Origin of the sequence: Desulfonatronum lacustre DSM 10312 (genome assembly GCF_000519265.1) — a bacterium.
Lineage (GTDB): Bacteria > Desulfobacterota > Desulfovibrionia > Desulfovibrionales > Desulfonatronaceae > Desulfonatronum > Desulfonatronum lacustre.
The window spans coordinates 959,529-984,439 of the sequence record NZ_KI912608.1 but is presented as its reverse complement, the minus strand read 5'-3'; the positions used below and the strand labels follow the sequence as shown (position 1 = coordinate 984,439).

At 59.0% G+C, this 24,911-nt stretch carries 21 protein-coding genes; 19 read left to right on the top strand and 2 right to left on the bottom strand.

The genetic code is table 11. The features are described 5' to 3' along the window. The first annotated feature begins 56 nt into the window (after positions 1-56). The 9 genes from DESLA_RS0104660 to DESLA_RS0104610 all read left to right on the top strand — a co-directional run bounded on the left by DESLA_RS0104660 (position 57) and on the right by DESLA_RS0104610 (position 11,789). Positions 57-911, top strand: a complete 855-nt coding sequence (locus DESLA_RS0104660; RefSeq protein ID WP_028571567.1) for a DUF3426 domain-containing protein — start codon at positions 57-59, stop codon at positions 909-911. A gap of 96 nt (positions 912-1,007) precedes the next feature. Further along, positions 1,008-2,387 carry a DNA repair protein RadA gene (radA, locus tag DESLA_RS18745; protein ID WP_051434384.1) on the top strand — a complete coding sequence of 460 codons (1,380 nt, stop codon included), beginning with the start codon at positions 1,008-1,010 and terminating at the stop codon, positions 2,385-2,387. A 147-nt stretch (positions 2,388-2,534) separates the two neighbouring features. Then, positions 2,535-4,385 carry a malto-oligosyltrehalose trehalohydrolase gene (gene treZ / locus DESLA_RS0104650; protein ID WP_051434383.1) on the top strand — a complete coding sequence of 617 codons (1,851 nt, stop codon included), beginning with the start codon at positions 2,535-2,537 and terminating at the stop codon, positions 4,383-4,385. A gap of 26 nt (positions 4,386-4,411) precedes the next feature. Beyond that, complete coding sequence (locus DESLA_RS0104645) at positions 4,412-4,750, top strand: sll1863 family stress response protein (protein WP_028571565.1); 339 nt, start codon at positions 4,412-4,414, stop codon at positions 4,748-4,750. A 564-nt stretch (positions 4,751-5,314) separates the two neighbouring features. After that, positions 5,315-6,268 carry an L-lactate dehydrogenase gene (locus tag DESLA_RS0104635; RefSeq protein WP_028571563.1) on the top strand — a complete coding sequence of 318 codons (954 nt, stop codon included), beginning with the start codon at positions 5,315-5,317 and terminating at the stop codon, positions 6,266-6,268. Positions 6,269-6,971: 703 nt separating this feature from the next. Beyond that, on the top strand, positions 6,972-8,213 hold the full coding sequence (locus DESLA_RS18740) for a response regulator (RefSeq protein ID WP_051434382.1): 1,242 nt from the start codon (positions 6,972-6,974) through the stop codon (positions 8,211-8,213). 92 nt (positions 8,214-8,305) lie between these two features. Next, on the top strand, positions 8,306-9,937 hold the full coding sequence (locus DESLA_RS18735; protein ID WP_051434381.1) for a response regulator: 1,632 nt from the start codon (positions 8,306-8,308) through the stop codon (positions 9,935-9,937). A gap of 46 nt (positions 9,938-9,983) precedes the next feature. Continuing rightward, complete coding sequence (locus DESLA_RS0104615) at positions 9,984-11,177, top strand: HD domain-containing phosphohydrolase (protein ID WP_051434380.1); 1,194 nt, start codon at positions 9,984-9,986, stop codon at positions 11,175-11,177. A 99-nt stretch (positions 11,178-11,276) separates the two neighbouring features. Further along, complete coding sequence (locus tag DESLA_RS0104610; RefSeq protein ID WP_028571561.1) at positions 11,277-11,789, top strand: nitroreductase family protein; 513 nt, start codon at positions 11,277-11,279, stop codon at positions 11,787-11,789. Between the two features lie 179 nt (positions 11,790-11,968). On the opposite strand, the gene DESLA_RS0104605 is transcribed toward DESLA_RS0104610, so the two are convergent. Together DESLA_RS0104605 and DESLA_RS18730 are read right to left on the bottom strand one after the other, a co-directional pair. Continuing rightward, complete coding sequence (locus tag DESLA_RS0104605; protein ID WP_028571560.1) at positions 11,969-12,181, bottom strand: hypothetical protein; 213 nt, start codon at positions 12,179-12,181, stop codon at positions 11,969-11,971. Between the two features lie 68 nt (positions 12,182-12,249). Further along, positions 12,250-13,389, bottom strand: a complete 1,140-nt coding sequence (locus DESLA_RS18730) for a LeuA family protein (RefSeq protein ID WP_084031881.1) — start codon at positions 13,387-13,389, stop codon at positions 12,250-12,252. A gap of 411 nt (positions 13,390-13,800) precedes the next feature. Here DESLA_RS18730 and nifH point away from each other — a divergent pair, with 411 nt between their 5' ends. The 10 genes from nifH to DESLA_RS18725 all read left to right on the top strand — a co-directional run bounded on the left by nifH (position 13,801) and on the right by DESLA_RS18725 (position 24,845). After that, positions 13,801-14,625, top strand: a complete 825-nt coding sequence (nifH, locus tag DESLA_RS0104595; protein ID WP_028571559.1) for a nitrogenase iron protein — start codon at positions 13,801-13,803, stop codon at positions 14,623-14,625. A gap of 69 nt (positions 14,626-14,694) precedes the next feature. Further along, on the top strand, positions 14,695-15,054 hold the full coding sequence (locus tag DESLA_RS0104590) for a P-II family nitrogen regulator (protein ID WP_028571558.1): 360 nt from the start codon (positions 14,695-14,697) through the stop codon (positions 15,052-15,054). Next, positions 15,051-15,425: a P-II family nitrogen regulator gene (locus tag DESLA_RS0104585; RefSeq protein ID WP_028571557.1), complete on the top strand. Its 375-nt coding sequence runs from the start codon at positions 15,051-15,053 to the stop codon at positions 15,423-15,425. The genes DESLA_RS0104590 and DESLA_RS0104585 overlap by 4 nt, the downstream gene beginning before the upstream one ends. A 23-nt stretch (positions 15,426-15,448) precedes the next feature. Beyond that, on the top strand, positions 15,449-17,092 hold the full coding sequence (gene nifD / locus DESLA_RS0104580) for a nitrogenase molybdenum-iron protein alpha chain (RefSeq protein WP_211239021.1): 1,644 nt from the start codon (positions 15,449-15,451) through the stop codon (positions 17,090-17,092). Positions 17,093-17,165: 73 nt separating this feature from the next. Beyond that, positions 17,166-18,545, top strand: a complete 1,380-nt coding sequence (nifK, locus tag DESLA_RS0104575; protein WP_028571555.1) for a nitrogenase molybdenum-iron protein subunit beta — start codon at positions 17,166-17,168, stop codon at positions 18,543-18,545. Between the two features lie 160 nt (positions 18,546-18,705). Then, positions 18,706-18,984, top strand: coding sequence for a (2Fe-2S) ferredoxin domain-containing protein (locus DESLA_RS0104570; protein WP_035262443.1), 279 nt, complete (start codon positions 18,706-18,708; stop codon positions 18,982-18,984). Between the two features lie 99 nt (positions 18,985-19,083). After that, on the top strand, positions 19,084-20,475 hold the full coding sequence (gene nifE, locus DESLA_RS0104565) for a nitrogenase iron-molybdenum cofactor biosynthesis protein NifE (protein ID WP_028571553.1): 1,392 nt from the start codon (positions 19,084-19,086) through the stop codon (positions 20,473-20,475). Continuing rightward, the gene (locus DESLA_RS0104560; protein ID WP_028571552.1) at positions 20,472-21,842 is read left to right on the top strand and encodes a nitrogenase component 1; all 1,371 of its coding nucleotides are present in this window, start codon (positions 20,472-20,474) and stop codon (positions 21,840-21,842) included. Before nifE ends, DESLA_RS0104560 begins: the two co-directional genes overlap by 4 nt. 17 nt (positions 21,843-21,859) lie before the next feature. Further along, entirely contained in the window at positions 21,860-23,137 is a 1,278-nt protein-coding gene (locus DESLA_RS0104555; protein WP_028571551.1) for a radical SAM protein, read from the top strand. Between the two features lie 223 nt (positions 23,138-23,360). After that, positions 23,361-24,845: a sensor domain-containing diguanylate cyclase gene (locus tag DESLA_RS18725; RefSeq protein WP_051434379.1), complete on the top strand. Its 1,485-nt coding sequence runs from the start codon at positions 23,361-23,363 to the stop codon at positions 24,843-24,845. Positions 24,846-24,911 lie beyond the last annotated feature (66 nt).

The following is a 24,911-nucleotide window of genomic DNA, read 5'->3' as shown; positions in this document are numbered from 1 at the left end:
TGTGAACCGACGCGTGAAAAACTCGGAATGATCAGAGGAACACGAGGGGAAAAACGATGTTGATCCAATGTCCCAACTGCGACACCAAATACAATTTGAACGAATCCGTTATTGGTCCGGATGGATCGAAGGTCCGGTGCATCCGCTGCGACCATGTCTTTTTCGTTGCTCCGCCGGGCGCGGAGTTCGACGTCAAGTCCGAACAGACCCAGGGACAAACCCAGGAGCATGACCTGGACCAGGACCAGAAGGAAGACTTCGACTGGCTGGACGAGGTGGAGCCCGAAGAGGACGGCAAGGGCCGGACCAAGGACGGCGAGGAACGATATTCCGTGGAAATCCAGCCCACGGAAGAGCCGAAAAACAAGACCATGACCTATGTCGTGGCCGGTCTCGTGGTCGCGATCATCGCCCTGGCGGCGTTCCTGTATTCTCAGGGAGCCGTGGATACCGTTACGTCCTGGTTCGGTTCCTCCGAGCCCGAGCACGTCGCGGAGCCGGAAGTGCTCGGCCCGGAAGACGTGCACTTGGTTTCATTGCAGAATGTGCGCCAGTATTTTGTCACCAACGAGAAAATCGGCCAGTTGTTCGTCATCGAGGGCAAGGCCCGCAACGATTTTCCGGCGCCCATGGAACTGTTCCGCATCGAGGCCAGTCTGTTCGACGCCGCCGAACAGGTGGTGGAGCGCCAGGAATTTTTGGCCGGTAACTCCGTCTCCTTGTTTCAGCTCCAAATTCTTTCGGAGCAGGAATTGGAGGCGGCCTTGAGCGCCCGGGTCGGCATCCTGACCAACAACACCAATATTCGTCCCGGAATGGACGTTCAGTTCATGGTTGTTTTTCCCAATCCCCCGGATACCGTTCAGGAATACGGATTGAAAGTCGTCGGCGCCCAGCATCCGCCGAGGTAGTTTTTTTCGGATACCTCCCGTTAAGGGCACGGCCCGCCGTACCCTAACGGGAGGATATTTGTCGACCGAACGGTATAACCCCGTCCATCCTCCCCGATGAAAACTCCCCCCGCCCTCCACATCTGTACCGACTGCGGGGCCCGGTCCCCCAGGTGGCAGGGACAGTGCCCACGTTGCAAAGCGTGGAACACGCTCCAGGAAGCTCCGAAATCCTCTCCGGTCCGCCGTGACATCCGGCCCATTTCCTCTCCCGTCAGTCTGACCGAAGGTGGCGACGCTCCAGCTTCGGCGTGGACAACCGGGCTTTCCGGGCTGGACGAGGTTCTGGGCGGCGGGCTGATGCCAGGGGCGTCCATGCTGGTGGGAGGAGAGCCGGGGATCGGCAAGTCCACGCTGCTTTTGCAACTGGCCGCCCAGGCGGCCGGGGGCGTCAGGCGGGTTGTCTATGTTTCCGGCGAAGAATCTTTAGGCCAGATCAAGGCCCGGGCCCAGCGGTTGGAAGCCCTGGTCCCCGGTCTGGACGCCCTGAGCACCAACCGGCTCGAAGACGTGCTGGCCATGCTGGAGGCCGGAACGCCTCCGGCCCTCTTGATCGTGGACTCGGTCCAGACCGTGTCCACGGAAGAGTCCGACGGTCTGCCCGGCAGCGTCAGCCAGGTCCGCACCGTGGCCACCCGCTTGGTGGAGAGCTGCAAGCAGTTGAACTGCTGTCTGATTCTGGTCGGGCATGTGACCAAGGACGGCTCCATCGCCGGCCCCAAGCTCCTGGAGCACATGGTGGACACGGTGCTCTCCCTGGAGGGTGATCGCCAACATATGTTCCGGTTGCTGCGGGTGCAGAAGAACCGCTTCGGCCCCAGCAACGAACTGCTGGTGTTCCAGATGGAGCAGCGCGGCTTGACCGTGGTTCCGGACCCTTCCACGTATTTCCTGGGCGACCGGGACCCAAGCTTGAGCGGCACGGCTCTGGTCATGGCCCTGGACGGCTATCGGCCCTTTGCCGTGGAGGTCCAGGCCCTGGCCACCAAGAGCTTCCTGGCCATGCCTCGCCGGACCGTCTTGGGCTTTGACGCCAACCGCCTGCACCTGCTTTTGGCCGTATTGGAAAAGCGCCTGCGCCTGCCCCTGGGCCAGTTCGACATCTATACCAAAATCGGCGGCGGCCTGCGTCTTCAGGATCCCGGCTTGGATCTGGGCGTGGTGGCCGCCGTGTTGTCGTCCTTCCTGGACAAGCCCTTGCCCGAACGAGCCGTGCTCTGGGGCGAGGTGGACCTCAACGGCCAAGTCCGCCCGGTTCTGGGTCAGGACGTCCGCGACCGCCAGGCCCGACGCCTCGGCTACTCCCCCATCCTTACTCCTCGGAGCGCCGACACCCCTCAGGGCGTGACCAATGTCGCCGAACTGGCCAAACTCCTGTTCGGAAACGTCGGCTCTTCCACCCCCAACCTCGAAGTCGACCATTCCCCACGAGCCTGACGGCCCATCGTCAACGATCCTCAGCAGGCCGTTGTCCGAAAAGTATAGCTTTGGCGTCTTGGCGAACTGCGGGCTACTTTAGATGGTGTGCACGGCTCGCACAGTGGTTCAATCTTCTCATTCTCACTCAGATCAAGGGAAACGAATATGAACAGACAGACTGTACCAAATAATCACATTCCCTTTGGCCCGATTCTCGAAGACAACGGCGTACGTTTCCGACTCTGGGCACCGGAAGCGAAGCAGGTGGACCTAGTCCTGGTGGGGCAGGATCAGGAGGAAAATGTAACCATGCCGGCAACTCAGGACGGTTGGCACGAGGTTCTGAATTCAGAGGCCGGGCCCGGTTCCCTGTATCATTTCAAAATCAACGACGAGACTCTGGTTCCGGACCCGGGTTCACGTTTTCAGCCGGAGGACGTTTTCGGACCGAGTCAGGTCGTGGATACCGCCGGGTTTACCTGGAAAAATCCGGATTGGAAGGGGCGGCCCTGGACGGAGACGGTGCTCTATGAATTGCATGTGGGCACGTTCACGACCGAAGGCACCTACGACGGAGTGCGGTCTCGTTTGCCGTATCTCAAGGACCTGGGCGTCACGGCGGTGGAACTGATGCCCCTGGCTGATTTTCCGGGCCGCCGCAATTGGGGCTACGACGGGGTTCTGCCCTTTGCCCCGGATTCGGTCTATGGCACGCCTGAAGACCTGCGACGTCTGATCGACGAGGCCCACGGGCTGGGGCTGATGGTTTTTCTGGACGTGGTCTACAACCATTTCGGCCCGGAAGGAAACTACCTGCATCTCTACGCTCCCCAGTTCTTCACCAATGCCCACCAGACGCCTTGGGGCGCGGCCATTGATTTTTCGGTGCCCCAGGTCCGGGACTTTTTCATCGCCAACGCCGTGTACTGGCTGCGGGAGTACCGGTTTGACGGTCTGCGCCTGGACGCGGTGCATGCCATCCAGGACGACGGGCCGGTGCATATTCTGGAGGAATTGACCCAGACCGTGGCCAAAGTCCTGCCCAAGGACCGGCACGTGCACCTGGTCCTGGAAAACGACGCCAATCAGGCCCGGTTTCTGGACCGGGCGGAAAACGGCGAACCGAAATACTACGTGGCCCAGTGGAACGATGACATTCATCACGTCTACCATGTGCTGGGCACCGGGGAGACCCAGGGCTACTATGCGGATTACGCGGACAACGTGCTGGACCGGCTGGGCCGGTGCCTGGCCCAGGGCTTCGCCTATCAGGGCGAGCCCTCACCCCACCGGGAGGACCAGGTTCGGGGTGAGCCCAGCTCTCATCTTCCGCCGGAAGCCTTCGTGGCTTTTATCCAGAACCACGACCAGATCGGCAATCGGGCCCTGGGAGATCGGCTGACCCGGTTGGCCCCGATGGAAAGACGCACGGCCCTTACGGCCATGTACCTGCTCAGCCCGCAGATCCCCATGCTCTACATGGGCGAGGAGTGGGCCTCGGAGCAGCCTTTTCCGTTTTTTTGCGACTTCCAGGGCGATCTGGCCGACGCGGTCCGGGAAGGCCGGCGCAAGGAGTTCGCGGCCTTTCCCGAGTTCGCCGACCCGGCCATGCGCGAGCGCATCCCGGACCCCAACGACCCGGCCACGGCCCGGAGCGCCGTTTTGAACTGGGATGAGCGCTATTCCGTGGAGCACTCCCAATGGCTGACCTTCTACCGGGATCTCCTGGCCCTGCGCCAGGAGCGCATCGTGCCCCTGCTGGGACTGATCCAGCCCAAAGCCGCAACTTGGCACATCCAGGCGTCCAGTGTGCTGACCGTGGCCTGGCCCTTGACCGATGGCCGCGTCCTGCGCATGACGGGCAATCTCGGTTCCAAGCTGTTCCTGACGAACTTTGACCTGAAAACTGATCCTGATTCACTGGATATCATCTATGTTTCGCCTTCCGCTCAACGAAAAAAACGTGGCGTGGAATTGGAGGGCTGGGGCGTAATGTGGACCGTGGTCCCAAAATGACGAATTGAACAAGGAGGCAACAGATCATGTCGGAAACAAGAGATGCGTATATCCAGAAACTGAAAGCCAAGATTGATGAATGGAACGCGGATATCGACAAATTGACGGCCAAGGCGGACCAAGCCGAAGCGGACGCAAAAATCAAGTATCAGCAGGAACTTGAAGAGTTGCGGGCAAAACGCCAGGAGTTGGAGGGAAAAATCGCGGATTTGCAAAACGCCGGAGAATCTGCCTGGGAAGAACTCAAGCATGGCGTTGAATCTTCCTGGGAAGTGTGGAAGGCGAGTTTTTCCAAGGCGAAAACGGCGTTTGAAAAGGGGTATCAAGAAGGCCGGGAAGAAGGGCAAAGCAAGAAGCGTAACTGAGTGTTGAAAAAGTCCTTTGTCGGCAGTCCGTTCAAAAATCCCAAGTGCAAAAAGCAAGAAAAGTTTAAACTCTCACGTATCAATAAATACGCTTCGACCTTGATTCGATTGCCAGGACGGCAAATCGAAAATGTGGCGAAGCCACAGCCCGATAGTTACCCAATGTCAAGAAATAAAGGCGTCAATATGTCCAAATCCGAAGCGAAAAACCGATGCTTTCGTCGTTCGAGCCTGGCCACTGGTACAGGCTGACGTTACGGCCCACGAAAGGGATGTCCGGGCAAAGGTGGACGGAAATACCGTCCTCGAATTTCTGGCCGAGGAAACTGTTCAGTTTTTTTTGCGGACTGTGGTCCAAGGCTGATTCCGTGGTTTCCTTCAAGCAACTGGTCGTGCGGGATGAAAACGGGGAGCGAGCATATTCGTTCACATCGTAACCGCCGTTTCCGAGGCGTGCCCCACTGGATGGTCCAGCTTTGAAATCCGTGGTAGACGGAAATACATTGCGCGATTGCAAGGCGTTAGAAAAAGGCAACCATCTTACAAAGCAACAAAGGAGGCGACATGCGGGAGAATCTGTACCGTCACCGAAAGGTGACCATCGTCGGCACCGGGCTGGTGGGCATGTCCTTTGCCTATGCCCTGTGCATCAAGGGATTGGTCCGGGAGATCGGGCTGGTGAACCGCACTGCGGCGCGGGCCGAGGGCGAGGCCATGGACCTGAGCCATGGGTTGCCTTTCACCAAGCCCATCGACATCCGTGCCGGCGGCTACGAAATGTGCAAGGATGCCCAGATCGTGGTCATCGCCGCGGGCGCGAACCAGAAAGAAGGGGAGACCCGTTTGGATCTGGCCAAGCGCAACGTGAAGATCGTCGAGGACATCATCCCTAGGATCTTGGAGCACAATCCCGACGCAATCCTGCTCATGGTCAGCAACCCCGTGGATGTTTTGACCCATGTGGCCTTGAAGGTCTCCGAGCTGCCTCCGGAGAGAGTGATCAGTTCGGGTACGGTCCTGGACACCATGCGTTTTCGGCACCTGTTGTCCGAGTATTACGACGTGGATGCCCGCAACGTGCACGGTTACGTGATCGGCGAGCACGGCGACAGCGAGGTGCTGGTCTGGAGCCGGGTGAACATCGCGGGCATACCGTTGATGGACTACTGCCATGCCTGCGGGAAATCCATTGACGCCAAGAAAAAGGAGATCGACGAGGACGTGCGCAACGCCGCCTATCACGTGATCAAGCGCAAACAGGCCACCTACTACGCCATCGGCCTAGCCATGGTCCGGATCACCGAGGCGGTGCTGATGAATCAGAACAGCGTGCTCACCGTGGGCACGTTGATGCAGGGCCAGTACGGATTGCATGATGTCTGCCTCTCGTTGCCGTGCGTGGTTGGCGCCAAAGGTATTGAGCGCGTGCTGACCAATCCACTGGCCGAGGACGAGGAGCAGGCCTTGCGTAAATCGGCCCAGGTTCTGCGGGAGGGGTTGGATTCGGTAGGGTATTGAATTCACCCGGCTCACTGAATCATCTCCAAGGAACTCCGGGAATATCTTCTCAATAATACGGGTTTTACGATACCGGCCTCGTCATCGGCGATGAGGGGGTTCGACTGAAGAATACCGTGGCCCTTTCCCTGCTCAAACACGTTCATTTCATTAACGATACGAAAGCCGAGGGACTTTCCTTATGCTATTTGCGCACCAAGGAGGGGCAAGAGGTTGACTTCGCCTTGGTTGAAGATCAGCGACTCGCGGAATTGAAAGTCAAACGGGCCGATTCCGCGCCGTCCAGATCATTGGCCTACTTCCGGGACAGATATCAGTCCGGACGCCAGATGCACTCAAGCCGTCATGCACCTGTGCCGAGAGCGATTCGTGGACGGTATCGATATCCGGGATGCCTCGGAATATCTGACCGGGTTGAGCGCATGAGGAAATCGGCAGGGCAAATCTGTTCTCATCAAAATCCAAATCGCGATTGAAATCGAAATCGGAAAATGTTGTACATCACCCTCTGATACGGCATTTTCTTGGACATGATGCTCGACTTCGATCACGATTTCGATGCCGATTCAGATAACGGGTGAGGATCGAGAACAATCTGCCCTGAGGAAATCGGCGAGCCGTATTGACACGCTGCCGGGAACATGATGCGTGGAACCGAAAGGGTGATTGAAACGGAAATCTCAACAACCGTCGAGGAGCAGGCATGACGTATCGCATTCTGTTCGTGGACGACGAGCCGCAGGTATTGCAGGGGTTGCGGCGGATGCTGCACAGTCAGAGCCGGGAATGGGAGCTGCATTTCGCGCCCGGTGGGAAGGAAGCCTTGGAGGTGATGGCCGCCACGCCCATGGACGTGGTGGTTTCGGACATGCGCATGCCGGGCATGGATGGAATTCAGTTGCTGAACGAGGTCAAGGAGCGCTTCCCCAAAACCGCCCGCGTGGCCTTGTCCGGCCATATGGACGAGCGGATGATCATGGGCTCCACCAAGGTGGTGCATCAGTATCTGAGCAAGCCGTGCAGCCCGGAAACGTTGATCGCAGTGCTCCGTCGCCTCCTGGCCCTGCGCCGCTATCTGGCCGAGGAAGCTTTGACCTGCCTGTCCTCCAGCTTGGAGCAAATCCCCAGCCTGCCCAAGCTGTACCTTGCCATTCAAGAAGAATTGCAGTCTCCCCGCTGTTCCTTGAAGAAGGTCGGTGAGATCATTGCCACGGACGTGGGCATGTCCGCCAAGATCCTCCAACTGGTTAATTCTTCCTTTTTCGGGATGTACACCAAGGTGACCAGCCCGGCCCAGGCCGTGAATTTGCTGGGTACGGAAACGGTCAAGGCCCTGGTGCTGCACGTCCAGGTTTTCTCGCAATATAATCCCAAGAAATGTCCACACTTTTCCCTGGCCCGGCTTTCCCGACACAGCCTGATGACCGCCACCCTGGCCAAGCGGATCTGCGCCATGGAAAACACGCCCCGGGAGGTCCAGGAAGACGCGTTTCTGGCCGGAATCCTCCATGACGTGGGCAAACTGATCTTTGCCGTGAACTGTCCGGATTTGTACGACGAAATGCTGGAAATGGTCGCGTCCGAGGACCTGTCCCTGACCGTCGTGGAACGAGAACTGCTTGGCGCAAGCCACGCCCAACTCGGGGCCTATGTGTTGGGCTTGTGGGGCATGGCCGACCCGGTGGTGGAAGCCATCGCTTTCCACCACCAGCCCGCTCTGAGCACGACGACCCTGTTCATTCCCTTGACGGCCCTGCACGCCGCCAACGCTCTGGTCGTCGGCATCCAGCCCGAGGGACCGGCGGGCAAGGTCGAAGAACCTGACCTGGACTATCTCGACGCCTGCGGTCTTGGCGACCGGATCACGGCCTGGGAGGAAAAAGCCAGGGAGCTTTTCGGCATGACCGACAACGAGGCAAACCCTTCAGAGAATGGTCGGGCATAGTCGGTTGAAAACTGAAGCCGAGCCGGACACAGGGACCACGTTCATTTTCCGTTGACCCGCTGGCCGGATCGGGGCGGACTGAGAGGTGGAGCATGAACGAATCGAAAAGCATTTTGATTGTGGACGACGAGCCTGTTCAACTGAATTATTACACGGACATTCTCGCCTCCCAGGACTACGACGTCAGTCAAGCCTCCAGCGGTATGGAAGCCCTGCGCTCGGCTGAAAAAAATCGTCCCGACCTGGTTCTGTTGGACGTGGTCTTGCCCGACATCAATGGCGTGGAGGTCTGTAAACGGATCAAGAGCGATCGGGCACTGGCTTCCACGTCCGTCTTTCTGTTTTCGGCCGAGCATGTGGATTCCGACAGCCAAGCCAAAGGCATAGAATGCGGAGCCGAAGGCTACCTGGTCAAACCCGTGGAGGCGCGAGAGTTGTTAGCCCGGGTCGCGGCCGTGTTCAGGTTGCGTCAGGCAGAGCGTGATGACCGGCAGTCCCATATGGAACTGCATCAGATTCTCACCTCGATTCAGTCCTTGTTGATCGTGATCGACAAGAACGGCTTGGTTCAACGTTGGAACTCCGTGACCACCAACTGCCTCGGCGTTCGATTCGAGGAAGTGCACCGACGTTCCTTTGAGAGTCTGTCCCTGCCCTGGGACCATGATCGGGTGATCCAGGCCGTCCGGACGTGTCGCGAGTCCATGGCCGGAGTATTGGTTGAGAATTTGCGCTTCCAACGGCCTGACGGCCCCGATGGCTTTCTCAAGCTGAACATCACTCCGCTGGTCGCCACCTCTGTTCAGGCCATGGGCGGGCTGATCCTGCTGGGCGAAGAAGTGACCGAACGTCGACTTCTGGAAAGCCAGTTGATGCAGGCCCAGAAATTGGAGTCCATCGGTCAGCTCGCCGCGGGCGTGGCCCATGAAATCAACACGCCCATCCAGTTCCTCAGCGACAACATGCGCTTCCTGAAAGAAGCTTTCGACGAACTGAGCACATTGGTTTCAGCTTGTCGGGAATTTCTTTGCGACGAGCCGACAAACGGTTTTTCAGCCGCCGCCGTCAAGGGAGCACAAGACCGGTATGCCGCTGCCGATGTCGGGTATCTGCTCCGGGAAGTGCCCCAGGCCATCGAGCAATCCCTGGGCGGTCTGGAACGAGTGGCCCATATTGTCCGATCCATGAAATCCTTCGCCCATCCGGGCGGGCAGCACATGGTCCTGGCTGATATCAACACGGCCCTGTCCGATACGGTCACGGTCTCCCGCAACGAGTGGAAATACGTGGCCGAGATGCACATGGACCTGGATCCGGAGCTGCCTCGGATATCTTGTTATTTGAGCGAATTGAACCAAGCCTTCCTGAACATCGTAACCAACGCGGCCCAAGCCGTCGCTGAGGCCCACGGAGAACACTCCCAAGAACAGGGATTGATCACCATCTCCACCCGCGCTGACGGAGAGTGGATTGAAATCCGAATCTCGGATACCGGTACCGGTATTCCTGATAACGTCAGGTCAAAAATGTTTGATCCGTTTTTCACCACCAAGGACGTGGGCAAGGGTACGGGCCAAGGACTGGTGATCGTCCATAATGCCATTGTCAAGCGCCATGGCGGAAGTATTGCCGTAGAATCCGAAGTGGGGCACGGCACGACATTTGTTTTGAGGCTGCCGGTCACCGCTCCGGAGGACGACCCCTTTGCGGAGTTTTCGGCATGAGATCCACGCCATTATCCGGTCACTTGAATCGTAAAGGAACACGGCCATGACCGATCAAAACTGCATGCGGGAAAAAATTCTGTTCGTGGACGACGACCACAATATCTTGGACGCTTTCCGGCGCAATTTCCGTAAGGAATATGAACTGGAAACCGCCACCAGCGCCAGGGAGGCGGCGGGAATCATCGCCCGCAAGGGACCGTTCGCCGTGGTGGTTTCGGACATGCGCATGCCCGGAGTGGACGGGGTGCAGTTTTTGACCAGATTGAAGGAGATATGTCCGGATACCATCCGGATCATGCTCACCGGCTACGCGGACGTTCAATCTTCCATTGCCGCGGTGAACGAAGGCAGCGTGTTCCGGTTTCTGACCAAGCCCTGTTCGGCCCAGCATATGAAGCGGGTTCTGGAGGACGCCCTGCGGCAGTATCGGCTGGTAACCGCGGAAAAACAGCTTCTGGAACAAACCCTCAGCGGGAGCATCAAGGTGCTCACTGAACTGCTGGCCTTGGTGAATCCGGATGCTTTTGGCCGGGCCAACCGGATTCATCGCCTAGTCCGCCAGATGGCCTTGCATCTGGGAATGACCAATACCTGGGAAATCGAGAACGCGGCCTTGCTCTCCCAGATCGGCTGCATGCTCCTGCCCACCATGGCCATTCAGCGCATTACCCGAGGCGAGACCTTGGACGAAGAAATGCAGCATATTTACGACATGCATCCGATGATCGCCGCAGATCTGTTGGGCCATATTCCCCGGTTGGAAAATGTCCGGGAAATGATCGCCTACCAGGAAAAAAAATATGACGGAGAGGGTGCGCCCATCGGCGGAAAATCCGGACCTGACATCCCACTGGGCGGGCGAATTTTGAAAATCCTAGTGGATTTCGACCAACTGGGAAATTCCGGCAAGTCCACGGATCAAGCCCTTGGTATTCTGCGCGGTCGGGAAGGCTGGTACGATCCGCGGGTGCTGGATGTGCTGGAAAGGGTGCTCAGTCGGAAATCCGGTTACGAATTGAAAGAGGTGCGGGTGGATCAGCTCCAAACCGGGATGCTTTTGACCGAGGATGTTCAGAGTTTGAAAGGCACGCTGCTGGTGGCCCAAGGTCAGGAAGTCTCCACGGTGCTGATCACCCGGCTGCGGACCTATGCCGAAATCAGCGGAGTGCACGAACCGATCAAGGTGTTGGTGCCGCCGGTGGAGGAGCGCGGGGAACAGGAACAAGATTCGTGCTGAAGCCGTTTCCTGCAGCCGATTCGGGGCTCGCATGATCTGTACGGCATGACGTGTACGGACGGATACATCTTGAACAATACTGCAAGGAGGGAACAGGACATGGACGTTTTTGAAGCACTGCACACCCGACGCAGCATCCGCAAATTCGACCCGGACAAGCCGGTCAGCGAGGCGGATTTGGAAAAAATCCTGGCCGCGGCCATGATCGCCCCCAGCGCGGGCAACGCCCAGCCCTGGCATTTCGTGGTGGTCACGGATGCTGCCTTGAGAGACGAGTTGTCGCGAACGCATCCCTACGTGGGCATGCTTCGGCAGGCCCCGGTGGGCATCGTGGTCTGCGCGGAACTGGCCCTGGAGAAATATCCCGGCTACTGGGTCCAGGATTTGGCCGCGGCGATCCAGAACCTGCTCCTGGCCGCCAGGGGACTGGGGCTGGGCACGGTCTGGACCGGGGTCGCTCCGATCCAGGAACGGATGGACGCCGTCCGCCGGATTCTCGGCCTGCCCGGCGGCGTGGAACCCCATGCCATCGTCCCCCTGGGCTGGCCTGCCCAGGAGTTCACGCACCAGGATCGCTTCAGAGCGGACCGGGTGCATAAGAACGGCTGGTGATTTTCGTCGGGTCGCAACAAAAAATAACCGGCCGGTCACGGTAATCTCCGCGACCGGCCGGCTGTTTTGACGGAAAGCTGATCAGGTGCCGTCATCCGGTATCTTCAAATTGACAACGGCTTGAAATCGCTGCCCTCCGTGTTTCGCGAAAACGGCATCGTCCTTGGTTCGGCTCTGGTTTAGACCGCCGCGTCAATCCTCAGACCTTTCCCGGTGGCTTCGGCCACCGCCCTGGTGTCAACGGGTTGTTGCGCGCCACCGGCCCCGGCATTGATCTGGTTACCCGCGCTGATGGTTTTGGTGACGATATCCGCCCCCATAGTTGCGTTTTGCAAGGTCTGCGCCATCATGGCGATGCCTGTTTGACTTTGCGCTGCTGTGTCAAGTTCCATAAAACCTCCTTGTTGGCTGATGAAAAAACGATGCCTTCAAGTCTTTATCGGACGTGCGCGAGGTTTCTTTAGGGGACATGGCACGACTCAGAGCTTGAAGCCGCGGAGTCGGCGGTCATGGCCAATGCCCTGAGCTCTTCTTCGAACAGTGGTCGAGCCAAAGTCTGAGAAAGGAGGCGGACGCCGCAGGTCAGGTTTTCGATTCCGTGGCTGGGTACGGTGATGCCTTGACGATGGGCGGCTTGGCGGACAGCTGTTTTTCCGGTTTTGCCGCCCAGGCCCAGTTTTCTGTTCGCGCCGATTTTTTCCGGGGCAAAGGGTTCGAACAGGCTGGGATCTTTGGCCAAGGCTTGCAGGTGCAGGCCAGTTTCGCAGGCAAAAACGTCCTCGCCGGTCATGGCCTTGTTCCGGACCATGGGTACTCCGGCCGCTTCGGCAACCATTCGAGCCAGACAAACGCACTGCTTCAAATCGTAGCCGGCCCCTCGCCTGAAGTTCAGGTGGCCGGCGACCTCTTCCAGGGCCGCGATCCCGGCCCGTTCCCCGATTCCCAGCACGGACACGTCCACGCTTTCGGCTCCTGAGGCCAGGGCCGTGATGGCATTGGCCGTGGCCATGCCGAAGTCGTCGTGGCCGTGAAATCCAATGGCCAGATCGGTCCGGTCCGCGAACCAGCGCACCAGTTCAGCGGTTTCCAGCGGCGTGAGCAGGCCCACGGTGTCTGAAAGGCGAATCCGCCTGCCTCCGCATTCCTCCACCACCCGAACGACCTGCAAAGCGAAATCCCGGTCCGCCCGGGATACGTCCTCCAGCCCGACCCCGACAAACGCCATCTCCAGTTCCGCTGCTCGGCGCAAGATGTTTTGAAGCCGAAGCAATAGTCCTGCCCGATCCATGCCAAGACGATGCTCTATGTGGGCGTCCGAAACCGGGACGCCGAATTGGATGCGCCTGACGCCCATGGCGGCCAGACGAGCCAGGTCCAGCATTCGCAACGGCGACCAGACCGTCAGCCTGGTCCGTTCCGACGGATCTTCCTTTCTTCCGTGCCGGAGCAGATCCTCCAGCCCGTCCTGCCCGGCCCAGCCGATCTCCACCTCGTCCACGCCGGCCCGAATCAAACCGGAGAGAATGTCCCGGCGTTGGGCGTCCGAGAAATAGACGCCGAACATCTGCGCGCCTTCGCGTAAGGTACTGTCGATAAGCATATGGGGTCCTTGTCGTGGTTTCAGGGGCAATGCAGTGACCGGAACAAGCACGATCAGTGCCAGGGAGCGTTGATCTGCGTTTCATCGCCACACCGTAGGGGCACGGCGCGCCGTGCCCCTACGATATTCCGTGCTCCGGCCATCACCTACGGTATTCCCCCCCATCGTGCAGGGGTCGGGCGTCGTGCCCTACACGACCCCCGACCCCTGCAAAACCGTAGTTTCCGACAAAAATGTCGTTCACCTTTGTCGCGTCCGCATGGGCGGCAACTTGCAATCGCTTCGGCGAAATGTTCCGGCAATAACTTGAAATTATTTGCTTTAATTTTTCCAGATGGCTTCACTCCCACCCCTGGCATGTTCCTTGCCCTAAGCCTTCCATTCTCAACACTCAATCTCCGGGAGGAACGTATGCGCAAGGTTGCTATTTATGGAAAGGGCGGGATCGGAAAATCCACCACGACGCAGAACACGGTGGCCGCGCTGGGCGAGATGGGCCGCAAGGTGATGATCGTGGGCTGCGACCCCAAGGCGGACTCCACCCGGTTGCTGCTGCACGGACTGCATCAGCGCACGGTTTTGGACACCCTGCGCGAAGAGGGCGAGGACGTGGAACTGGACGATGTCCTCCTGGCCGGATTCGGCGGGACGGTCTGCACCGAATCCGGCGGGCCGGAGCCGGGCGTGGGCTGTGCGGGCCGGGGGATCATCACCAGCATCAATCTGCTGGAACAGCTCGGGGCCTACAAGGAAGACAAGAACCTGGACTACGTCTTTTACGACGTTCTGGGCGACGTGGTCTGCGGCGGATTCGCCATGCCCATTCGCGAAGGCAAGGCCCAGGAAATTTACATCGTGGTCTCCGGGGAAATGATGGCCATGTACGCGGCCAACAACATCTGCAAGGGCATCGTGAAATTCGCCGAGGCCGGCGGGGTGCGCCTGGGCGGGCTGATCTGCAACAGCCGCAATGTGGACAACGAGCGGGAGATGATCGTGGAGCTGGCCAAACGTCTGGGAACGCAGATGATCCATTTCGTACCTCGGGACAACATGGTCCAGCGCGCGGAGATCAACCGTAAAACTGTCATCGACTTTGATCCCAAGCATCCCCAGGCCGATGAATACCGCACCCTGGCCAAAAAAATCGACGGAAACGAGATGTTCATCGTGCCCAAGCCCATGGAAATCGACGAACTGGAAAAGTTGCTCATCGACTACGGCATCGCCAACTAGGTATCTGATTATTCGGTTTACTCCGTGTAGAGTTGCCCACATTTCAACCAACAATAAGGGAGAAGCGATATGTTGATCATGGTTCGAGCGATTGTCCGGCCTGAGAGGGTGGATGCGGTTTTGAAGGCGTTGATGGATGCCGGTTATCCGGCGGTGACCAAGTTTTCCGTGGCCGGGCGCGGCAAGCAGCGCGGCATCAAGATCGGGGAGATCACCTACGACGAGATTCCCAAAGTCCTGCTGATGAGCGTGGTCGGCGAGAAAGACAAGGACTTCGTGGTCAAGACGATCATGGAAGCAGCCCGGACCGGTGAAAAGGGCGCATTCGGCGATGGGAAGATCTTCCTCAGCCCGGTGGAGGAGATGTACACCATCAGCTCCGGGGTCAAGGAAACCGAGGGCGCGGACCTGAAGGGGGTCGGGGTATGAAGGAGATCACCGCCGTCATCCGGATGAACATGGTCAACAAGACCAAGGAAGCCCTGGCTGAAGCCGGCGTGCCCGCGTTCTTCGCCCTGGAGGCCCAGGGCCGGGGCAAGGGGTTGATTAACTCCGAGCTGCTCAAGGGCGCGGAGAAGGGCTATGAAGAGGCTGCCGAGCTGCTGGGGGAAAAGGGACGATTGTATCCCAAGCGCGTTTTCTCGGTCATCGTTACCGATGATCAGGTGGAAGACGTGGTCGGGACGATCATGGAGGTGAACAGGACCGGCAAGCCCGGCGACGGGAAGATTTTCGTCAGTCCGGTCTTTGACTCCGTCCGGGTGCGTACCGGGGAGAAGGGAAATAAATCCATAGATTAAGCTTGGCCTTGCCAGGAGAAAACATGACCACCATCGCGAAGAAGAAAAAGATCGTCCAGATGGATCCCACTGAACTGATGGAGGATCTGTTGAAGAAATATCCGACCAAGGTAGCCCGGAAACGGGCCAAGCAGATCATGGTCAAGGAGGCCGAGGGCGCGGAAACTCCGGAAATGGGCGCCAACGTCCGGACCATTCCGGGCATCATCACTATGCGCGGATGCACCTACGCCGGTTGCAAGGGGGTTATTCTCGGACCAACCCGGGACATCGTGAACATCACCCATGGGCCCATCGGCTGCGGGTTCTATTCCTGGCTGACCCGGCGCAACCAGACTTACACCGAAACGGACGCGGACGAGAACTTCATGACCTACGCCTTCTCCACGGACATGAACGAGAACGACATTGTCTTCGGCGGGGAAAAGAAGCTCAAGCAGGCCATCATGGAAGCCTACGAGCTGTTCCATCCCAAGGCCATCGCCGTCTTCTCCACCTGTCCGGTGGGACTGATCGGCGACGACGTGCACGCCGTGGCCCGGGAGATGAAGGAGAAGCTGGGCATCAACGTTTTCGGCTTCAGCTGCGAAGGATACAAGGGCGTCAGCCAGTCTGCGGGCCACCATATCGCCAACAACCAGATCTTCAAGCACGTGGTGGGCACCAAAGAGGAAATCAAGGTCGGAGAATTCAAGATCAACCTGCTGGGCGAATACAACATCGGCGGGGACGGGTTCGAGATCGACCGGATACTGGACAAGTGCGGAATCACCGTCATCTCCACCTTCAGCGGCAATTCCACCTACGACCAGTTCGCCACGTCCCACACCGCGGATTTGAACACGGTGATGTGCCACCGCTCCATCAACTACGTGGCCGAGATGATGGAGACCAAATACGGAATTCCGTGGATCAAGGTGAACTTCATCGGTGCCGAGGCCACAGCCAAGTCCCTGCGCAAGATCGCCCAGTACTTCGACTCGCCCAAGCTGACCGAGCGGGTGGAGGCGGTGATCGCCGAAGAAATGCCGACGGTGAAGCTGGCCATGGACATGGTCCGGCCCCGGACCGAGGGCAAGACGGCCATGCTCTTCGTGGGCGGCTCCCGGGCCCACCATTACCAGGAACTGTTCAAGGAATTGGGGATGCGGACCATTTCCGCGGGATACGAGTTCGCCCACCGGGACGACTACGAAGGCCGCCACGTGATCCCGGAGATCAAGGTCGACGCGGACAGTCGAAACATCGAGGAACTGGAAGTGGAACCCTGCGCCGAGAGCTATAATCCGCGCAAGACGCCGGAAGAAATCAAGAACCTGGAAGAAGCCGGGTTCACGTTCAAGGAGTACGCGGGGATGATCCCGGACATGCCGACCAAGTCCCTGGTGATCGACGACCTGAACCAGTATGAGGCCGAGAAGCTGATCGAAATCATGAGGCCGGACATTTTCTGCGCCGGGATCAAGGAAAAGTACTCGGTCCAGAAGCTGGGCATCCCGTTGAAGCAGCTGCACAATTACGACATCGGCGGCCCTTACGCAGGGTTCAAGGGGGCCGTCAATTTCTACCAGGACATCGACCGGATGGTGAACAGCAGGGTCTGGTCCTATCTCAAGGCCCCCTGGCAGGAAAAGCCGGAACTGTCCGCGACCTATGTCTGGGAATAGTCCCGAAGCACGATAAGCAAACTTGTGACGCGACAACTGTTCAAGCATCGCTTTAAGAAAAAAGGAACGAGACATGACCCTGCTTCGACATACACCCACGGAAATCAAGGACCGCTCCGCGCTGTCCATCAATCCGGCCAAGACCTGTCAGCCGGTGGGGGCCATGTACGCGGCCCTGGGGATTCACGGCTGTCTGCCCCACAGTCACGGTTCGCAGGGGTGTTGCGCCTATCATCGCAGCGCCCTGACCAGGCATTACAAGGAGCCGGTTTCCGCGGCCACCAGTTCGTTCACCGAAGGCGCTTCCGTGTTCGGCGGTCAGGCCAACCTGCTTCAGGCCATCAACAACATCTTCACCGTGTACGAGCCTGACGTCATCGCTGTGCACACCACCTGCCTGTCTGAGACCATCGGCGACGACGTGCCCCAGATCACGGAAAAGGCCCGTCAGGAAGGCAAGATTCCCGACGGCAAGTTCGTGGTCAGCGCCTCCACGCCCAGCTATGTGGGCTCCCATGTGACCGGTTTTTCGAACATGGTCATGGGCACGCTGAAGGGTTTCGCTGAAAAGACCGGCAAGAAAAACGGCAAGGTGAACATCATCCCCGGGTTCGTGGAGCCTTCGGACATGGAGGAGATCAAGCGTCTGGCCGCGGCCATGGGCGTAAGGACGATCCTTTTTCCGGACACCTCCGGCGTACTCAACGGCCCCCTGACCGGCGAATACAAGATGTTTCCGGACGGCGGCACGACCATCGAAGAACTGCGCTCCACCGGCGATTCCATCGGCACCCTGGCCCTGGGCGAATGGGCTTCCGCCGACGGAGCCAAGTATCTGGACAGCACCCACAAGGTGCCCTGCAAGATCCTGGATCTGCCCATCGGACTGAAGGCTACGGACCGATTCATCGACGCCCTGCGCCTGATCTCCGGCCGCCACGTCACCGACCTGATCGCCCATGAGCGAGGTCAGTTGGTGGATGTGATCTCGGACATGCACCAGTACTTTTACCACAAGAAGGTGGCCCTGGTGGGCGACCCGGACCAGGTCATCGCCCTGACCGAATTTCTGACCTCCATCGACATGTGCCCGGTGCACATCGTCACCGGTACGCCGGGCAAGAAGTTCGAGGCCCGGATCAAGGAAATCACCGCGGACAGTCCGTTTCCGGTCAACGTCAAGGCCCACGGCGACATGTTCCTGCTGCACCAGTGGATCAAGAACGACCCGGTGGATCTGCTCATCGGCAACACCTACTGCAAGTACATGGCCCGGGACGAGGACACCCCTCTGATTCGCCACGGCTTCCCGATCCTGGACCGCGTCGGCCACCAGTATTTCCCCACGGTGGGCTACAAGGGCGGATTGCGGCTGTTGGAGAAGATTCTGGATGCGTTGCTGACCCGGATCGACCGGGATGCCAAGGAGGATCAATTCGAATTGGCGATGTAGAGGGGAGGCGAGAATTCAGGAGTCAGGATTCAGGAGACAGGAGGGCGGTCTGTTGTCCTTCGAGTCGGGGTGCCATGGAAAACATGGTTGCCGATTTTCTCCGGTATCGATCTGAACGTTGAAATCAAGGAGAGAAAGCGTGGAAAAGCCGAAGCATCATATGTTCGTCTGCGCCAGTTTTCGGACCAAGGGCGAACCCAAGGGCGTGTGCCACAAGAGCACCATCGGCTTGCTGCCCTATATCGACGAAGAAATTCTGGACCGCGGTCTGGACGTGCTGGTGACCAGCACCGGTTGTCTGAAGCAGTGCGAGAACGGTCCGGTCATGGTCGTGTATCCGGAAGGGTGGTGGTTCGGCAAAGTGGACAGTGAAAATGCCGTGGACGCCATTCTGGATGGCCTGGAAGAGGGCGAGCCATCCCAGGACCATCTTCTTTAGGATACCCTATAACTCTCGAAAATTCCCATAAATCCCATCCACTTCTAAGCGCCGCCTCCCTTTAGGGGGGGCGGCTAACAGAACCCAACGAGGTCAACCATGGAACCCGTGATCTTTGAAGAACGAAAAACGCAGATTCATCGCAAGGGAGCGGAGCCGTTCTCCATTTCCTGCAACAAGAGCAGTCTGGCCGGGGCCGTGAGCCAGCGGGCCTGCGTCTTCTGCGGATCCCGGGTGGTGCTGTATCCCATTGCCGACGCCCTGCACCTGGTGCACGGCCCCATCGGCTGCGCGGTGTACACCTGGGACATTCGCGGGGCCTTGTCCTCCGGGCCGGAGCTGCACCGGCTCAGTTTTTCCACGGACCTGCGCGAAAAGGACGTCATCTTCGGCGGCGAGAAGAAGCTTTACCAGGCCTTGGTGGAACTGATCGACCGGCACCAGCCCAACGCGGCCTTTGTCTATTCCACCTGCATCGTGGGGATCATCGGCGACGACCTGAAGGCCGTGTGCAAAAAAGTAGAGGCGGAGAAGGGTATTCCGGTGATTCCGGTTCAGTCCGAAGGGTTCAAAGGGAACAAGCGCGAGGGCTATCTGGCGGCCTGCGAAGCCATGTTTCAACTGGTGGGCACCGGGGATACCTCGACCATTTCGCCCTTGAGCGTGAATATCCTGGGCGATTTCAACCTGGCCGGGGAGATCTGGATCATCCAGGACTACCTGAAACGGATGGGCGTGGACGTGGTGGCCAACATCACCGGCGACGGCCGGGTGGCGGATGTGCGCCGGGCCCACGGCGCGGCCCTGAATCTGGTCCAGTGTTCCGGGGCGACCATGGATCTGGCCAAGATGATGCAGGAAAAATACGGCATCCCGTTCATCCGGGTGTCCTACTTCGGCATTGAGGACATGTCCGACGCGCTCTACGACGTGGCCAAGTTTTTCCAGGACAAGGATCCGGAGATCATGGCCCGGACCCAGGAGCTGGTTCGAGAGGAACTCACGGCCCTGTATCCAAAACTTCAGGAACTGCGCAAGGACCTGGAGGGCAAGAAGGCCGCCATCTACGTGGGCGGGGCGTTCAAGGCCTTTTCCCTGATCAAGTCTTTCCGGCATTTGGGCATGAACGTGGTCATGGTCGGCTCCCAGACCGGCACCGAGGAGGACTACCAGGAACTGGCCGAGATCACGGACGAGGGCACGATCATCGTGGACGACACCAACCCGCTGGAACTGTCCGCCTTTATCAAGGAGAAGGACGTGGACATCTTTGTGGGCGGGGTCAAGGAGCGTCCCATCGCTTTCAAGCTGGGCGTGGGATTCTGCGACCATAACCATGAGCGCAAGGAGGCCTTGGAAGGTTTTTTGGGCATGTACAACTTCGCCAAGGAAGTCCACGCCACGGTGACCAGCCCGGTCTGGAACTTCACCCCCAGACGGCGCAAGTCGCCCATTGCCGTGAATCATGCGCAGGAGGCGTGTTTGTCATGAAAAAAGCCGAACCTTTCGTCTCCACCACCAACGCCTGCAAGATGTGTACGCCCCTGGGCGCGGCCATGGCTTTCAAGGGTCTGGAAGGCTGCGTGCCCTTTCTGCACGGCTCCCAGGGCTGCGCCACCTATATGCGCCGGTACATCATCAGTCACTTCCGCGAACCCATGGACATCGCCTCCTCCAGCCTGGGCGAAAAGGATGCGGTCTACGGCGGCAAGGCCAATCTGATGCAGGGCCTGCTCAATGTCATCGGCAAGTACAAGGCTCCTGCCGTGGGCATTGCCACCACCTGCCTGACCGAGACCATCGGCGACGACGTGCCCACGATCCTGCACGAGTTCAAGAAGGAATGTTTGGCCGAGCTCAACGGCGATATGCCCGCTCTGATCCACTGCAGTACCCCGTCCTACGGCGGTTCGCACATGGAAGGCTTTCACGCCGCGGTCCGGGCCATGGTCGCCCAACTGGCCGATCCGGCAACGGAAAAACATGGCGGGATCAATCTCTTTTCCGGGTTCATCTCGCCGGAGGACATCCGGCATCTCCAGGACGTGTTCGCCCATTTTGGTCTTCCTGTAGCTTTGCTGCCGGACTACTCCGAAACTCTGGATGGCCCGGCCCTGGAAGACTACCAGAACATTCCCGGAGGCGGGACACCTTTGGACGCGGTCCGGGCCATGCCCGGAGCCGGGGCGAGCATCGAATTCGGCCGGACCATCAAGCCCGAGCGCAGCGCCGGGGCCGTACTCCGGGACAAGTACGGCGTGCCGCTCTATTCCCTGGGCCTGCCCATCGGCCTGCGGGAAAGCGACGCCCTGTTCACCACCCTGGAAACCCTGGCCGGATGTGCGGCGCCACGACGCTGCGCCCTGGAACGGGGCCGGCTTTTGGACGCCATGGTGGACGGCCACAAGTACGTGGCCGGGAAAAAGGCCGTGATCTACGGCGAAGAAGACATGGCAGTGGGCCTGACCTCGTTTTTGAGCGAGATCGGCGTCAAGCCGGTCCTGGTAGCCTCCGGCGGGGAATCCGGTTTGTTGTCCGAAGCCGTGGCCGCGGTGACCGGGGAATTCCCCGGCGACCCGCCCCTGGTTCGCGACGGAGTGGATTTCTACCAGATTGTGGCCGAGGCCGAAGCTCTGGAGCCGGATCTGGTGGTCGGCAACAGCAAGGGCTACCGCGAGCTGGCCCGGGCCCATGACATCCCCCTGATCCGCGTCGGCTTCCCCATCCACGACCGCTTCGGCTCCCAGCGCGTCCTGCACCTGGGTTACCGGGGCGCGCTGAATCTCTACGATCTGATCGTGAATGCGTTGATTGAGAAAAAACAGGACGATTCCCCGGTGGGGTACGGATATATTTGAGCAAAAAGGGATACACCATGAGCACTCCAGATACAACGAAGCATCCTTGTTTCAACGTTGCGGTGAAGGGCGAATGCGGGCGCATCCACCTTCCAGTGGCCCCCAAGTGCAACATCATGTGCAATTACTGCAACCGCAAATACGACTGCATGAACGAATCCCGTCCGGGAGTGACCTCCGCGGTGCTCAAGCCGCATCAGGCCGTGGAGTATCTGGCCCGGGTTCTGGAGAAAGAGCCTCGGGTCACCGTGGTGGGCATCGCGGGCCCCGGGGATCCCTTCGCCAACCCGGAGGAAACCCTGGAAACCCTGCGTCTGATCCGGGAGCGTTTTCCCCGGATGCTGTTTTGTCTGTCCAGCAACGGCCTGGGCGTTCCGGCGCATCTGGATAAGTTGAAGGACTACGGCGTGACGCACATGACCATCACGGTGAACGCCGTGGACCCGGAGATCGGCCAGGAATTCTATGCCTGGGTCCGGGACGGAAAGAAGATTTATCGCGGCCTGGAAGCGGCCAAACTGATGTTGCGGCGCCAGGAAGCGGCCATCCGGGGGCTCAAGCAGCGGGGCATCACGGTCAAGGTGAACACCATCATCACTCCGGGAGTGAACGACCAGCATGTGGAGGCCATCGCGGCCAGGATGCGCGAGCTGGACGTGGACCTGCTGAACTGCATGCCCTTGTATCCGACCGCGGAAACCGTTTTCGAGGATGTTCGCGAACCCGACAAGGAAGAGCTGGAGAGGATCCGGACCATGGCCGAAGCCTACCTGCCCCAGATGCGCCATTGCAAGCGTTGCCGGGCCGACGCCGTGGGGTTGCTGGATCAGGATAAGTCACCGGAATTCGCCTCCTGTCTGAGTGCCTGCTCCAAGACTCTGCCGCCCATGCGCACCGAGGCCAGACCCTACGTGGCCGTGGCCAGCATGGAAGGCGTGCTGATCAATCAGCACCTGGGCGAAGCCCCGTCCTTCCAGATTTGGGGCCGGGAAAACGGCAGTTACGCCATGCTGGAGGTCCGCACCGCTCCGCCCAAGGGAGGAGGGGCCAATCGCTGGTACGCTCTGGCTGATTTGCTCAAGGACTGCCGGGCCGTGCTGGTCTCCGGAGTCGGCGACACGCCCATGGCCATCCTCAGCGAAGAGGGAGCCACGCCGCTGGAAATGAGCGGGTTCATCCAGGAGGGCCTGGAAGCGGTCTATACTGCCGGAAACGTCAACGCGTTCAAGCGTCGTCGCGAAGGCAAGACCTGCAAGGCCATGGGCTGTACCGGAGACGGGGGAGGGTGCGGCTGATAATTTTACTGTCTTTTGGTCGTTAAAGCAGGGGTACGGCCCCCGTGCCCCTGCTTGTGGATGGTGCCACGCTTGAGTGCGTATTCATGTCCATCCTCTGGCCAAGTTCGAAATGGTCATGACGACTTATCAACCGATCTTCTGAATCACCCACCTTTTTGGCTTTGCATTTGCATTTGCCCCTGGCAGGAACATCAAGTTTCTCAACCAGGAGCGAACCAAAATGCGAATGAGTGAGCCCCAGAGCCAATTCAGCATCCTATCCGTCGGGCTGAGCCCCAGACAGGAAGAGGACATTCAGGCAATTATCGGTCCGGATTATTCCTGGGAACGGTATCAGCCATCCGGGACGGCCAAGCAAGCCAACCAAAGTCAACGACTCATGGCCTTGATCTCTTGGAAAGGGATCAATGGCCGGATTTCGGCTTTGCAGCGCGGAGAGTTTCAAGAGGACGACGCCCCTCCTCGGGTGTTGGTTCTGGATTCCGACGTGGCCCAGGCCGACTTGGAACGGGTCGTGGATGCCGGTTTTACGGCTGTTTTGCGCTATCCCTTCGAGCCGGAGCGGGTCAGGGGCCTGGCGCGGGAACTTCAAGAATCCCAGGGCTTGTACAAGGACCTATACCACATGGCTCGGGAAATCTGCCTGGAGCGAGAAATTCTTTCACGTCAGGCGGATTTGCTGCAATTCTTCAACAAGATCCTCACCAATGCCAGTTTTACCCTGGACCCCGTGGAAATTCTGCACCAAGCCCATCAGGATCTTCAAATTTTGCTCCCGGTCAAAGGCGTGGACGCGATTTTCTGGCATACCGGCGCGGAGCAACAGATGGAGGCGGAACTCTTCATTCATGAGTACTCCGGTAAGACCATTCAGGGTAAAATGATTGAGTTTCTGCTGGAAAACGCGGCCAAACACGCCGAGGAGCCCATTGAAAACTACCACGTCAACTTCATGTCCAAGATGGACGGCGGCGATGAACTGAAAAAGATCAACAGCAAGGACATCCTCGTGTTGCCCTTGCGATTCGGAGGCAAGAGCTTTGGATGCGTCAGCATCGTCTCGGAAAAAATTGCCCGACTGGGTCGGGATCGCCTGCAAACCATCCTGGCGGCCGTGAACCATCTGGCCTTGGCCCTGCGTAACGCCTTGTTGTATCGGGAAATGCGCACCAGAGCGGACCGGGATGCCCTGACCCGCCTGCCCAATCGTCATTTTTTTGACGAGCGGATGGTCCAGGAACTCAAACGCCATCAGCGGTACCGAATCCCTCTGACCCTGATGATCATGGATCTGGACCACTTCAAGCGGATCAACGACACCTTCGGCCACCAAGCCGGAGACATGGTTCTGCGCGACATAGGACGCTTGTTGCAGGAAATGCTGCGCAGTTCCGATCTCGCGGCCAGGTACGGCGGCGAAGAGTTCGTAATGCTGCTTTCCCACACCACGGAAGAGCAGGCTTGGGTCCTGGCTGAACGGATCCGCGAGGTCATTGCCAAGCGCCGCTTCAATTACAAGGGAAAATTTTTCAGAGTCACCGCGAGCATCGGCATCGCCTCCCTGGAAACGGGCCTCTTTGGTCAAAACGTCGACCTCTTCGCCGAAGCCGACGCAGCTCTATACAGGGCCAAGGCCGGCGGCCGGAACATGATCTGTCTGGCTGGAGAAGAAGAGGACGAGGATCAATGCCGCCAATATGCCTGAGCAATCCCCAACGCATCCCCATCCGAAAACAAGGAAACGGGCTCACCCTGGTAGAGGGCGAGCCCG